This window comes from Streptomyces sp. JLBG701 (assembly GCF_058544905.1).
Map to the genome: position 1 here is coordinate 5,795,232 of NZ_CM178588.1, position 13,069 is coordinate 5,808,300.

The 13,069-nt window shown below is 68.9% G+C and carries 9 protein-coding genes; 8 read left to right on the forward strand and 1 reads right to left on the reverse strand.

Going from position 1 to position 13,069, the window contains the following annotated elements:
* The first annotated feature begins 19 nt into the window (after positions 1-19).
* From AC5DRG_RS26840 to AC5DRG_RS26850, 3 genes are all read left to right on the forward strand, one after another.
* A complete protein-coding gene (locus AC5DRG_RS26840; protein WP_491802003.1) occupies positions 20-1,102 on the forward strand; it encodes an inositol-3-phosphate synthase in 1,083 nt (360 codons plus the stop codon).
* Positions 1,103-1,204: 102 nt separating this feature from the next.
* The gene (locus AC5DRG_RS26845) at positions 1,205-2,467 is read left to right on the forward strand and encodes an MFS transporter (protein WP_491802004.1); all 1,263 of its coding nucleotides are present in this window, start codon (positions 1,205-1,207) and stop codon (positions 2,465-2,467) included.
* Between the two features lie 124 nt (positions 2,468-2,591).
* On the forward strand, positions 2,592-3,059 hold the full coding sequence (locus AC5DRG_RS26850) for an LppU/SCO3897 family protein (RefSeq protein WP_491802005.1): 468 nt from the start codon (positions 2,592-2,594) through the stop codon (positions 3,057-3,059).
* Positions 3,060-3,174: 115 nt separating this feature from the next.
* On the opposite strand, the gene AC5DRG_RS26855 is transcribed toward AC5DRG_RS26850, so the two are convergent.
* A complete protein-coding gene (locus tag AC5DRG_RS26855; protein ID WP_491802006.1) occupies positions 3,175-4,617 on the reverse strand; it encodes a CCA tRNA nucleotidyltransferase in 1,443 nt (480 codons plus the stop codon).
* 259 nt (positions 4,618-4,876) lie between these two features.
* Here AC5DRG_RS26855 and AC5DRG_RS26860 point away from each other — a divergent pair, with 259 nt between their 5' ends.
* The 5 genes from AC5DRG_RS26860 to AC5DRG_RS26880 all read left to right on the forward strand — a co-directional run bounded on the left by AC5DRG_RS26860 (position 4,877) and on the right by AC5DRG_RS26880 (position 12,955).
* Positions 4,877-7,243: a DUF6049 family protein gene (locus AC5DRG_RS26860; RefSeq protein WP_491802007.1), complete on the forward strand. Its 2,367-nt coding sequence runs from the start codon at positions 4,877-4,879 to the stop codon at positions 7,241-7,243.
* 44 nt (positions 7,244-7,287) lie between these two features.
* A complete protein-coding gene (gene murJ, locus AC5DRG_RS26865; RefSeq protein WP_491802008.1) occupies positions 7,288-9,546 on the forward strand; it encodes a murein biosynthesis integral membrane protein MurJ in 2,259 nt (752 codons plus the stop codon).
* Between the two features lie 115 nt (positions 9,547-9,661).
* Positions 9,662-11,353, forward strand: a complete 1,692-nt coding sequence (locus AC5DRG_RS26870) for a protein kinase family protein (RefSeq protein WP_491802009.1) — start codon at positions 9,662-9,664, stop codon at positions 11,351-11,353.
* A gap of 16 nt (positions 11,354-11,369) precedes the next feature.
* The gene (gene sigM, locus AC5DRG_RS26875; protein ID WP_491802010.1) at positions 11,370-12,095 is read left to right on the forward strand and encodes an RNA polymerase sigma factor SigM; all 726 of its coding nucleotides are present in this window, start codon (positions 11,370-11,372) and stop codon (positions 12,093-12,095) included.
* Positions 12,092-12,955 carry an anti-sigma factor family protein gene (locus AC5DRG_RS26880; protein ID WP_491802011.1) on the forward strand — a complete coding sequence of 288 codons (864 nt, stop codon included), beginning with the start codon at positions 12,092-12,094 and terminating at the stop codon, positions 12,953-12,955. The genes sigM and AC5DRG_RS26880 overlap by 4 nt, the downstream gene beginning before the upstream one ends.
* Positions 12,956-13,069: the final 114 nt, after the last annotated feature.

The following is a 13,069-nucleotide window of genomic DNA, read 5'->3' on the forward strand; positions in this document are numbered from 1 at the left end:
CACACAGGGAGCAACCGGAATGGGTTCGGTTCGCGTAGCCATCGTCGGCGTGGGCAACTGCGCCGCCTCGCTGGTGCAGGGCGTCGAGTACTACAAGGACGCCGACCCGGCGGCCAAGGTGCCCGGTCTGATGCACGTCCAGTTCGGCGACTACCACGTCGGTGACGTCGAGTTCGTCGCCGCCTTCGACGTCGACGCGAAGAAGGTCGGCCTCGACCTCTCCGACGCCATCGGTGCCAGCGAGAACAACACCATCAAGATCTGCGACGTCCCGAACAAGGGCGTCACGGTCCAGCGCGGCCACACCCTCGACGGTCTCGGTAAGTACTACCGCATGACCATCGAGGAGTCCGCCGAGGAGCCGGTCGACATCGTCCAGATCCTCAAGGACCGCCAGGTCGACGTCCTCGTCTGCTACCTGCCCGTCGGTTCCGAGGACGCGGCGAAGTTCTACGCCCAGTGCGCCATCGACGCCAAGGTCGCCTTCGTCAACGCCCTTCCGGTCTTCATCGCCGGCACCAAGGAGTGGGCGGACAAGTTCACCGAGGCGGGCGTCCCGATCGTCGGCGACGACATCAAGTCGCAGGTCGGTGCCACCATCACGCACCGTGTGATGGCGAAGCTGTTCGAGGACCGCGGTGTCCGTCTTGAGCGCACCATGCAGCTCAACGTCGGCGGCAACATGGACTTCAAGAACATGCTGGAGCGCGACCGCCTGGAGTCCAAGAAGATCTCCAAGACGCAGGCCGTCACCTCGCAGATCCCGGACCGCGACCTGGGCGAGAAGAACGTCCACATCGGTCCGTCGGACTACGTGGCCTGGCTGGACGACCGCAAGTGGGCCTACGTCCGCCTCGAGGGCCGCGCGTTCGGTGACGTCCCGCTGAACCTGGAGTACAAGCTGGAGGTCTGGGACTCCCCGAACTCCGCGGGTGTCATCATCGACGCCCTGCGCGCCGCGAAGATCGCCAAGGACCGCGGCATCGGCGGCCCGATCCTCTCCGCGTCGAGCTACTTCATGAAGTCCCCGCCGGTCCAGTACTTCGACGACGAGGCCTACGCCAATGTCGAGAAGTTCATCAAGGGCGAGGTCGAGCGATAGCGAGACAGGGCACGGCGCGCTAAAGACGCTCGCTGTACCGGCTGTTGAGGGTCCCTGGGTCATACGGCCCGGGGACCCTCCCCTTATGTGAGGCTGAGCCCCATGTCCGTCGTGCGTGACCTGCGCGTCCTGCTGCGCTTCCGGGACTTCAGACGCCTGCTCGCCGTACGGCTGCTCTCCCAGGGCGCCGACGGCGTCTACCAGGTCGCGCTGGCCACCTACGTCGTCTTCTCCCCGGAGAAACAGACCTCGGCCGCCGCGATCGCCTCGGCAATGGCGGTCCTCCTCCTCCCGTACTCCTTGGTGGGCCCCTTCGCGGGCGTCCTGCTGGACCGCTGGCGCCGCCGTCAGGTCTTCCTGTACGGCAACCTGCTGCGCGTCCTGCTGGCGACGGTGACGGCCGTCCTGATGCTGAGCCACGTCCCGGACTGGCTCTTCTACGTCTCCGCCCTGTGCGTCACCGCGGTCAACCGCTTCGTCCTCTCAGGCCTGTCCGCCGCCCTCCCGCGCGTCGTCGACGCCGAGCGCCTGGTCATGGCCAACTCACTCTCCCCGACAGCCGGAACGCTCGCCGCGACCGCGGGCGGCGGCCTCGCCTTCGCCGTACGTCTGGTGGTCGCGGACTCCGACGCGGCAGTGGTGCTGCTGGGTGCCGCCCTGTACCTGTGCGCGGCCCTCGCGTCACTCCGCATGGCGGTGGAACTGCTGGGACCCGACCGCGAGTTGGTACAGACACGCCTGACGAAGGCACTCACCGGCACCGCTCGCGACCTGGCGGCAGGTGTACGACACCTCACCGCACCGCCGCGCCGGGAGGCCGCCTGGGCGCTCGCCTCGATGACGCTGATGCGGTTCTGCTACGGCGCCCTGACGGTCATGGTGCTGATGCTCTGCCGCTACGCCCTCACCTCGGACCCGGACGACGGACTCGCCCTGCTGGGCCTGGCGTTGGGCATCTCCGGTGCGGGCTTCTTCACCGCGGCCGTGGTGACCCCGTGGACCGCGGGCCGGCTCGGGCCCGGCCGCTGGATCGTCGTGTGCGCCGCGGCGGCCGCGATCCTGGTCCCCGCCCTGGGCCTGCCGTTCGCCACCGCCCCCATGCTGGTCTCGGCGTTCGTCCTGGGACTGACCACGCAAGGCGCGAAGATCGCCACGGACACCATCGTGCAGTCGTCCGTCGACGACGCCTTCCGCGGCCGTACCTTCTCCGTCTACGACGTCCTGTTCAACGTCGCCTTCGTCGGTGCCGCTGGGATGGCCGCCCTGATGCTCCCGCCGGACGGCCGCTCGTCGGTCCTGGTGGTCACAATCGCCGTCGTCTATGCGGCAGTTGCCGGGACTATGGCCCGCTTTGAACGCCAGTAAGTGTCACATCAATGCCACAGAGTCACTCCGGGCCACTGGCTTGTCACAGGCAACCGGTAGCTTTCGTGCGTCTTACTCGCGCCTTACCAAGCGTCAGGCACCAAAGTTCCAGGGGGGACTTCACATGACAACTCCGCCACCTCAGGGCCAGAACCCATTCGCCCAGGGCCAGAACCCTTACGCGCAGCAGCCGCAGGGCGAGAACCCCTACGCCCAGCAGACCCAGGGCCAGGCCCCGTACGCCCCGGTTCCGCCGCAGCAGCCCGGTCGCAAGCTCAGCTTCAAGACCATCAAGAACATCGTCGTCGGTGTGGTGGTAGTCGGCGTGGTGGTCGGTGGCTTCATAGCCAGCCGTGACGACGCAGAGACGGCAGCGGTGGGCGACTGCATGAGCATCGGCAACCCGGACAGCACCACCGACCCGGACCTTGAAGTCGTGGACTGCGGTGACTCCAAGGCCGCCTACAAGGTCGCCGAGAAGCACGACGGGACCTCGGCCAGCTGCGACCGCACCAAGTACTCCGAGTACTCGCAGAGCGGCGACGGCGACTCGTTCGTCCTGTGCCTTGAGGACTACTCGGCTTCCAAGTAACTCCCCCGCCCGAAGCGGGCGCACAGGAACGGGGCCATGTTTCACGTGAAACATGGCCCCGTCCGCTGTCCCACCCCGCATGTTTCACGTGAAACATTGACCCCGTTTCACGACCTCAGCTCTGCTCGGCCCACCACTCCTTGAGCGCCGCCACCGCCGCGTCATGCTCCATAGGCCCGTTCTCCAGGCGCAGCTCCAGCAGGAACTTGTACGCCTGGCCGATGGCCGGGCCAGGGCCGACGCCCAAGATCTCCATGATCTGGTTGCCGTCGAGGTCCGGGCGGATCGAGTCCAGCTCCTCCTGCTCCTGAAGCTGGGCGATGCGCTCCTCCAGACCGTCGTACGCCCGTGACAGTGCGGACGCCTTGCGCTTGTTCCGCGTGGTGCAGTCCGAGCGGGTCAGCTTGTGGAGACGGTCGAGCAGCGGTCCCGCGTCCCGGACATAGCGACGGACCGCGGAGTCCGTCCACTCTCCGGTGCCGTATCCGTGGAAACGCAGGTGGAGCTCGACGAGACGCGAGACGTCCTTCACCAGTTCGTTGGAGTACTTGAGCGCCAACATCCGCTTCTTGGTCATCTTCGCCCCGACCACTTCGTGGTGGTGGAAGGAGACCCCGCCGTCCTTTTCGAAGCGGCGCGTACGCGGCTTACCGATGTCGTGCAGCAGGGCGGCCAGCCGGAGGGTCAGATCGGGGTCGTTCCCCTCCAGCTCGATCGCCTGCTCCAGGACGATCAGCGAGTGCTCGTAGACGTCCTTGTGCCGGTGGTGCTCGTCGCTCTCCAGCCGCAGGGCCGGCAGCTCGGGCAGCACGTGGTCGGCGATTCCTGTATCGACGAGCAGCGTCAGACCCTTGCGCGGGTTCGCCGACAGGATCAGCTTGTTCAGCTCGCCCTGAACACGCTCGGCCGAGACGATCTCGATACGCCCGGCCATCCCCCGCATGGCTGTGACGACCTCGGGGGCCACCTCGAAGTCCAACTGGGCCGCGAATCGCGCCGCCCGCATCATCCGCAGCGGGTCGTCCGAGAAGGACTCCTCCGGCGTGCCCGGGGTGCGAAGCACCCGCGCCGCGAGGTCGTCGAGCCCGCCGTGCGGGTCGATGAACTCCTTCTCCGGAAGCGCCACGGCCATCGCGTTCACGGTGAAGTCACGCCGGACGAGGTCCTCCTCGATGGAGTCGCCGTAGGACACCTCCGGCTTGCGCGAGGTCCGGTCGTACGCCTCGGAACGGTAGGTGGTGACCTCGATCTGGTAGCCGTCCTTCTGCGCTCCGACCGTGCCGAAGGCGATCCCGACCTCCCACACGGCATCCGCCCACGGCCGCACGATCTTCAGTACGGCCTCGGGGCGGGCGTCAGTCGTGAAGTCCAGGTCGTTGCCGAGCCGGCCGAGCAGCGCGTCCCGGACCGAGCCGCCGACCAGGGCGAGTGAGAACCCGGCTTCCTGGAAGCGGCGGGCGAGGTCGTCGGCGACAGGGGCCACCGACAGCGGTTCACTCACCGCGCGGTCCTGCACCTGGCTCAGTGCACTGAGGTTCTCTTCGTTGGCGTTCGGCACAACAGAAGAGGGTACGTGGCCCGGGCAGCCGGAGGCGCCTTCATTAAACGTGCACGGACAGCTCCCTCAATACATGCACAGACGCTGCCCCTGTGACGTACACCACCGCTTCCCTTGGATACGCGCACATAGGGAACAGGTCGGCGTACTCCCCTGGTCTTGTGGAGCAGTCCGCGGCACTTCCCCTCAGCGCGCATCGTTACCATGCGTGGACGCACATTGCGACGACCACTGACGACGACGAGGGACGGGCGAGCGCGTGGCCGAGGCGGCAGACTTCCAGGGGACGAGTCCCTCACCTGCCCGCCGGTGGCTGCGGCGCACCGGAGCACTGCTCGCGGGGGCGCCTCTGCTGGCCGGCCTGCTCCAGCTGCCCGCTGCCGCGCCCGCACAGGCCGCCTCCGGCTCAAGCACGGTCGCGGTCTCCGTCAACACCCTCAGCCCGAGCGTCCCCACGGACGGGGACACCCTGACCGTCTCCGGCACGGTGACGAACAACGGCAAGCAGGCGGTCACCGACGCCCAGGTGGATCTGCTCCTGGGGTCTGTGCTGACCACCCGCTCGTCGATCGACGAAGCCGCCGAGCGCACCGACTACGAGCAGGGAGCGGACGGGACGGAGGTCGGCGGCAAGTACGTCGAGAAGTTCTCCAAGCTCACTCCGGGCGTCGCCGAGCCGTTCAGCATCTCCGTGCCGGTCGACGAGCTGGACCTCGGTGAGGACGGGGTCTACCAGCTCGGTGTCTCGCTCTCGGGCCAGACCTCCGCGCAGCCGTGGGACCAGGTGCTGGGCATCCAGCGAACGTTCCTGCCGTGGCAGCCCGACGAGGCGGACACGAAGACCAGGACGACGTATCTGTGGCCGCTCATCTCCACCGTCCACATGACGGCGGAGACGGGATCGAACGAGCAGCAGACACCGGTCTTCCTCAACGACGACCTCGCCAAGGAGATCTCCGCGGGCGGCCGTCTGGAGCAGATGCTGTCGCTGGGCAAGGACCTCGACGTCACCTGGGTGATCGATCCCGACCTGTTGGCCTCCGTCGACGCGATGACCCGCAGCTACCGGGTCCGCGTCGACGGCGACACCACCAAGGCCGGAACCCACCAGACGGTCGCCAAGGCGTGGCTGGCCGAACTCCAGCAGGCGGTGGCGGACAAGGAGGTCGTCGCCCTGCCCTTCGCCGACCCGGACCTCGCCTCCCTTGCCCACCAGGGCACGACCGTCACCGGCTCGCTGAGCCGCCTCAAGGAAGCCACCGACGTGGTCGCCAACACGGTGGAGCCGATCCTCCACGTGACGCCGAACACGGACTTCGCCTGGCCGGTGGACGGCGCCATCGACCCGTCGATCGTCAAGGTGGCCACCTCCGCGGGCGCCGACAAGGTGATCGCGCGTAGCGACAGCCTCCAGGAGACCGGCGGTCTGCCCTACACGCCCTCCGCGGCCCGCCCCATCGGCGGCGGCACCACGGCGGTGGTCGCGGACACGCGCCTGTCGACCGCCTTCCAGGGCGACCTGACGAAGGCGGGCGCCGCCACGCTCGCCGTACAGAAGTTCCTCGCCCAGAGCCTGACCCTCAACCTCCAGACGGACAAGCAGCGCAGCATCGTCGTCGCCCCGCAGCGCATGCCGTCCGCCGGCCAGGCCCAGGCGATGGCCAAGGCGCTCACCGCCCTCCAGGGCGGGACCTGGTCCCAGTCCCAGGAGCTCACCGCGGCCGCCAAGGCCGAGCCGGACTCGAGTGCCACGACGAAGGTGCCGTCAGCGTCGGCGTACCCCTCCTCGCTGCGCAAGCAGGAGCTGCCGCGGACGGCCTTCGAGCAGATCGAGAGCACCCAGGACAAGCTCGACAACTTCAAGGTCATCCTCACCGACCAGTCTCGGGTGGTGACCCCCTTCGGGCGGGCCATGAATCGCGAGATGTCCACGTCCTGGCGTGGCCGGGCCACCGAGGCGGAGAGCTTCCGCCAGGACGTGGAGTCGTACCTCGACGGCCTCACCGGCCAGGTCACACTGATCGACAAGTCCGAGACGAAGCTCTCCGGGCGCAGCGTCACGATTCCCGTGACCGTGCAGAACAACCTGGTGCAGGGTGTCGACCACCTGGTTCTGCGGCTCACCTCATCCAGCCCGAGGCGGCTCAAGATCGGCGGCGAGGCCTACGCAGAGCAGCCCGTCGCGGTCAACGGCGGCCACAGCCAGTCGGTGAAGTTCACGACGTCGGCCAATGCCAACGGCCGGGTCGGGCTGGTCGCCCAGCTGTACACGGAGGACGGCCAGAAGTACGGCAGCGAAGTCAGGTTCGATGTGAAGGTCACCGAGTTCACAGCCACCGTGATGCTGGTCATCGGCGGCGGATTCCTGCTTCTCGTCCTCGCCGGCTTCCGTATGTACACGCAGCGCAAGCGCGCGGCGGCCCGCCGGGCCGAGGACGACGGTCCCGACGAGGCGGGCGAGCCGACAGACGGCCCGGAGAACCCCGAGGGTCCCGCCAACCGTCTTACGGAGGAGTCCGGCACTCGGGCCGGGGCAGACGACCCGGAGCAGCCGAGTGACCCGACACCGGACACCCCAGCGGAAAACGCCGACCCGTCCGGCACGGGTGAGAGAGTGGACCGTTGAGGATGTCGTGGCCGGTGGGCCCGGGACGATGAGGGTGGGTAACCATGAACGCGCCGTACGACGGTGACCGCGGCCAGGCCGCGGGCAGCTCGGGCTACCCCGAGGGCCCGCCGCCCGAGCACGGCCAGGTGCCGCCGCAGCCCCCCGCGGACATGTACCTCCAGGACGCCTACGACCAGGACCCCTACCGGTCGCAGGACCTCTCCTCCCAGGACCCGGTCGCCGAGGCGCTCTACGACCGTGCCGCACATCCCCCGCCGCCCCCGGGCACGTACCAGCCGCAGCCGCCGCTCTACGCCCAGCCGTCCCAGTCGCAGTACGCCCCCGACCCGCAGGTGTGGGCCCAGACCCCGGCACCCGAGCCGGAGGGCGTGACCCAGTACCTGCCCTACGGCGACGACCCCCGCACGACCCAGTTCGTGGGCGTCGACGACCTGGTCACCCAGGCCGGCGAGGAGCGCCACGAGCCGGACGCCTTCGCACACCTCTTCAGGGACCAGCAGCAGGGCGGCCGCCCGCCGACGGAGCCCCCGGCGGTACCGGGTCCGGCCGCCGCACCGGGCGCGGGCCAGTATCCGACGGCCGGGCAGTACGCGGCGCCGACGCCGCCTCCCGTGCCCAAGGCTCCCGCCTCGCCGCCCAACCCCGTGGCCGCTGCCACCGCCGCGAAGGGCGGGCGTGCAGGGGGTCTGTTGAAGTCGAGCGCGGTGATGGCGGCGGGCACGATGGTGTCCCGTCTCACCGGGTTCATCCGCTCGGCGCTGATTGTCGCGGCACTCGGCACCGCCGTCCTGGGCGACTCCTTCCAGGTGGCCTACCAGCTGCCGACGATGATCTACATCCTCACCGTCGGCGGCGGCCTGAACTCCGTGTTCGTCCCCCAGCTCGTACGGGCCATGAAGGAGGACGAGGACGGCGGCGAGGCGTACGCCAACCGGCTGCTGACCCTCGTGATGGTGGCGCTCGCCGCGCTCACCGGCCTCGCGATGTTCGCCGCACCGCTCCTGGTGCGCGCGCTGTCGAACCCGGTGGCCAGCAACCCGGCGGCCAACGACGTCGCCGTCACCTTCACCCAGTACTTCCTGCCCTCGATCTTCTTCATGGGCGTCCATGTGGTGATGGGTCAGATCCTCAACGCCCGCGGCAAGTTCGGCGCGATGATGTGGACCCCGGTCCTCAACAACATCGTCATCATCGTCACGTTGGGCATGTTCCTCTGGGTGTACGGCACTTCGGCGGACTCGAAGATGTCCGTGGACAACATCCCGGCGGAGGGCCAGCGGCTCATCGGCATCGGCATCCTTCTCGGACTCGTCGTCCAGGCGCTCGCGATGATCCCCTACCTGCGCGAGACCGGATTCCGGCTGCGGCTGCGCTTCGACTGGAAGGGCCACGGCCTCGGCAAGGCTGCGATGCTCGCCAAGTGGACGATCCTGTTCGTCCTCGCCAACCAGGCCGGCGCGCTCGTCGTCACCCAGCTGGCCACCTCGGCGGTCGTGGACACGAACATCCCCGGCACCGGAATCAGCGCCTACGCCAACGCCCAGCTGATCTGGGGCCTGCCGCAGGCCATCATCACCGTCTCCCTCATGGCCGCCCTGCTGCCGCGCATCTCGCGCTCGGCGGCCGAGGACGACGCCGGCGCCGTACGCGACGACATCTCCCAGGGCCTGCGCACGACCGCGGTCGCGATCGTGCCCATCGCCTTCGGCTTCCTCGCGCTCGGCATCCCGATGTGCACGCTGATCTTCGGCTCCTCGGGCATCGGCGCGGCCACCAACATGGGCTACATGCTGATGGCCTTCGGCCTCGGCCTGATCCCGTTCTCCGTGCAGTACGTCGTCCTGCGTGCCTTCTACGCCTACGAGGACACCCGGACGCCCTTCTACAACACGGTCATCGTGGCCGCGGTCAACGCCAGCGCCTCGGCGCTCTGTTACTTCGTCCTCCCGGCCCGCTGGGCCGTGGTGGGCATGTCCGCCGCGTACGGGCTCGCCTACGCGATCGGTGTCGGTGTCGCCTGGAACCGGCTGCGCAAGCGGCTGGGCGGCGACCTGGACGGCGGCCGTGTGCTGCGGACGTACGCACGGCTCGGCATCGCCTCGGTGCCGGCCGCGCTCCTCAGTGGGGCGGCCTGCTACGGCATCGGGCACGCGATCGGCCAGGGTGTCCTCGGCTCGTTCGCCGCGCTCGTCGTGGGCGGGGCCGTACTGCTTGGGATCTTCTACATCGCGGCACGCCGCATGCGCATCGAGGAGCTCAACTCCCTCGTGGGCATGGTCCGCGGGCGTCTGGGGCGCTGAGGCGGAGGTAGCGCACAACCATCGTCCGCCACCGTGTGTCGTGCATACCGGCGGACTGTGGGCACAATTGGTTTCTGCGTCGGAAGCACGCAATGGATGGGGAGGCGGAACGACGGTGGCGGAACGGAGTACGGCTGCCGTCGACGTGGCAGACAACAGCGGCGACGAGCCGCTGACCGCACAGGCGGACCAGTCCACGGCCGACGGGGTGGCCCAGAACCGGGAGCGGGACACGGAACACGACGAGGCACAGGGGAGCGGCGGGACCGAGAGTCCCGGAAAGGCCTCACCGCCCGAACTGCACAGCGGCCACAAGCTCGCCAGACGGTACCGCCTCGAAGAGTGCGTCACCCGTCTGGACGGTTTCAGCAGTTGGCGTGCGGTCGACGAGAAACTCCGCCGCGCGGTCGGCGTCCACATCCTGCCGGCGGACCATGCACGGGCACGCTCCGTCCTGGCGGCGGCCCGTTCCTCGGCACTGCTCGGTGATCCGCGCTTCGTCCAGGTCCTGGACGCGGTCGAGGAGAACGACCTCGTCTACGTCGTGCACGAGTGGCTGCCGGATGCCACGGAGCTGACCCCGCTCCTCGCGAGCGCCCCTCTGGAGCCACACGACGCCTACCAGATGGTCAGCCAGATCGCCTCGGCGATGGCCGCGGCCCACCGCGAGGGCCTCGCTCATCTGCGCCTGAACCCGAACGCGGTGCTGCGCACATCGTCCGGCCAATGGCGCATCCGAGGTCTCGCCGTGAACGCCGCGCTGCGAGGCATCACCTCCGACACCCCCCAGCGCACCGACACCGAGTCGATCGGCGCCCTGCTGTACGCGGCGCTCACCCAGCGCTGGCCGTACGAGGCCGACGCCTACGGACTGTCCGGACTACCCAAGGGCGTTGGCCTCATCGCCCCCGACCAGGTGCGCGCCGGCGTCCACCGCGGCCTGTCCGAACTCGCCATGCGGGCGCTCGCCAACGACGGCGCCACCGCGTCCCGTCACGAGGCCCCCTGCACCACTCCGGAGGAGCTGGTGAAGGCGATCGGCGAGATGCCTCGCATCCGCCCGCCGGAGCCCGCGTTCACCGCACCGCCCGAGTACCAGCGCACGACGTACCAGCAGGGCACGTACGGTCGCCCCGCACCGCATCCGGGCGTCACACAGCCGCTACCGCCCCCGCCGCCCCCGCTGCAGACCCGCACCGGCAAGGTCCTCAAGTGGGCCGTCTCGGCACTGCTGATCGCCGCGCTGGGCCTCGGCAGCTGGCAACTGGCGGACGCGCTCATGGAGCAGGGCAACCAGTCCGACGACACGAACAAGACGCAGCCGACGGACGACGGGGACAAGGGTCCGACGAAGTCGGCCAGCGAGCCGATCGCTATCACCGGCGCGCGCGACTTCGACCCGTTCGGCGACGGATCCGAGAAGCCGTTCGACATACAGAAGGCCTACGACAGCAGCCCCACAACGTACTGGCAGACGGACTTCTACAAGGGCGCCGATTTCGGAAACCTGAAGCCGGGTCTCGGCCTCATCCTCGACCTCGGCAAGGTCCAGGAAGTCGGGAGCACGAGCGTTACCTTCGTGGGGGACACGTCCGTCGAACTCCTCACCGCATCCAGCGACGCGAGTTCGGAGCCCACGTCCTTCGATGCGTACACGAAGGTCGCCGAAGGCTCCGGTGCGAGCGTGGCACTCAAGCCCGACGAAACCGTGAAGACCCGCTATCTCTTGGTCTGGCTGACCGAGCTGCCGCTGACCGACGACGGCACGTACCGTGGCCGGGTGGCGGACATCAAGGTGACCGACTGAGGGCGAAGGGGGTCCGATGGCGGAAGGCGCCGGATATGACGGAGTGAGCGATCAGGAGCTGCTCGCCCGCCATGTCGAAGGTGACCCCGATGCCTTCGGTGAGCTCGTGCGGCGTCACCGTGATCGGCTCTGGGCGGTGGCGCTGCGCACCCTGGGGGACCGCGAGGAGGCCGCTGACGCCGTCCAGGACGCTCTCGTCTCCGCCTACCGGGCCGCCCACACCTTCCGTGGCCAGTCGGCCGTCACGACGTGGCTGCACCGCATCACCGTGAACGCGTGCCTGGACCGCGCCCGCAAGGCGGCCTCACGGAAGACGTCCCCGGTCGACGACACCGAGCGCCTGGAGCAGCTCCTTGAGCCGCACGAGTCGGCGTCGGCGCCCGCGGAGCGAAACGATCTGCACCGTCAGCTCATCGAGGCGCTCGGCACGCTCCCGCCCGATCAGCGGGCGGCCCTCGTCCTCGTGGACATGCAGGGCTACCCCGTCGCCGAGGCCGCCCGCATGCTCGACGTGCCGACCGGGACGGTGAAGAGCCGCTGCGCCCGCGGCAGAGCCAGACTCCTGCCACTGCTCACCCATCTGAGGCCGGAAAGTACCGGTGACGGCGAGCAGTCGGGCCCGGGACGGAACCGGGCGCAGGGGACATCCGTCCCACCCGCAGCGGGACCGCACAACGCAGGTCCACGGGATGCAGGACCAAGCGATTCAGCTGCTGTGAAGGGCGGAGGTGGGCGAGCGTGACGGCCACGACGGACACGACCGGGCACCCGGATGTCGCGGAGATCTCCGACCTCGCCGAAGGCCTGCTCCCGACCACCCGCACCTCTGATGTACGGCGACATCTGGACGAGTGCGAACTCTGCGCCGACGTCTACACCTCCCTGGAAGAGATCCGCGGACTGCTTGGCACGCTGCCGGGCCCGCCGCGCATGCCCGCCGACGTCGCGAGCCGTATCGACGCCGCCCTGGCCGCGGAAGCTCTGCTGAGCGCCACCGCTCCCGATGCCATGGACACCCCGGCGCCGTTCGGTGCGCATGTTTCACGTGAAACATCGACCACAGCGGAGCGCCCCGTCGGACAGCCGCGTACGTCCACCACCGGCCCGGGCCGCAAGAACCGCAAGCAGAGCGGACGCCGCAGGATCGCTGTCCTGGGCACGGTCTTCACTGCGGCAGCCCTGGGGCTCGGTTCCGTTCTGCTGTCCTCCCTCAACAACGGCACGCCGTCCGCAGACACTCTCTCCGAGGGAAAGCTGCAGGAGCAGGTCGCCGAGCTCCTCTCAACGACGACCAAGAAGAGCTCCGAGGGGGAATCCCGCGCCCCGGACAGCTTCGGCGTGCAGTCCACCCCCGAGGTCAGCACTCTCATTGAGCCCACGGTCGAGGTTCCCCCCTGCATCCGGCAGGGGATCGGCCGCGAGCAGGCGGCGATCGCGACCAAGGAAGGCACGTACAAGGGCAAGGATGCGCTTCTTGTGGTGCTGCCCGACGCGTCCGACAACAGTCGGGTCAATGCCTACGTCGTCGACAGTGCCTGTGTGGGGCAGTCGTCGTCCGCCGCTGCCAAGGTTCTGTTGACGCGGTCCTACGCACGTTCCTGAGCGCAGTCTCGTCGTCTCCGTCCGCCGCGGTATCCCCTGCGGTGCGGCGTCTCCGTGTGCCCGGACACACCGGGAATGTTGGCCCCTTAGGATCCGTTGGGTGGGGTGAGAGTT

Bases quoted from the DNA above. Each gene is read 5' to 3' on its own strand.
- AC5DRG_RS26840 (WP_491802003.1), top strand. From the start codon at position 20: ATGGGTTCGGTTCGCGTAGCCATCGTCGGCGTGGGCAACTGCGCCGCC.
- AC5DRG_RS26845 (WP_491802004.1), top strand. From the start codon at position 1,205: ATGTCCGTCGTGCGTGACCTGCGCGTCCTGCTGCGCTTCCGGGACTTC.
- AC5DRG_RS26850 (WP_491802005.1), top strand. From the start codon at position 2,592: ATGACAACTCCGCCACCTCAGGGCCAGAACCCATTCGCCCAGGGCCAG.
- murJ (WP_491802008.1), top strand. From the start codon at position 7,288: ATGAACGCGCCGTACGACGGTGACCGCGGCCAGGCCGCGGGCAGCTCG.
- sigM (WP_491802010.1), top strand. From the start codon at position 11,370: ATGGCGGAAGGCGCCGGATATGACGGAGTGAGCGATCAGGAGCTGCTC.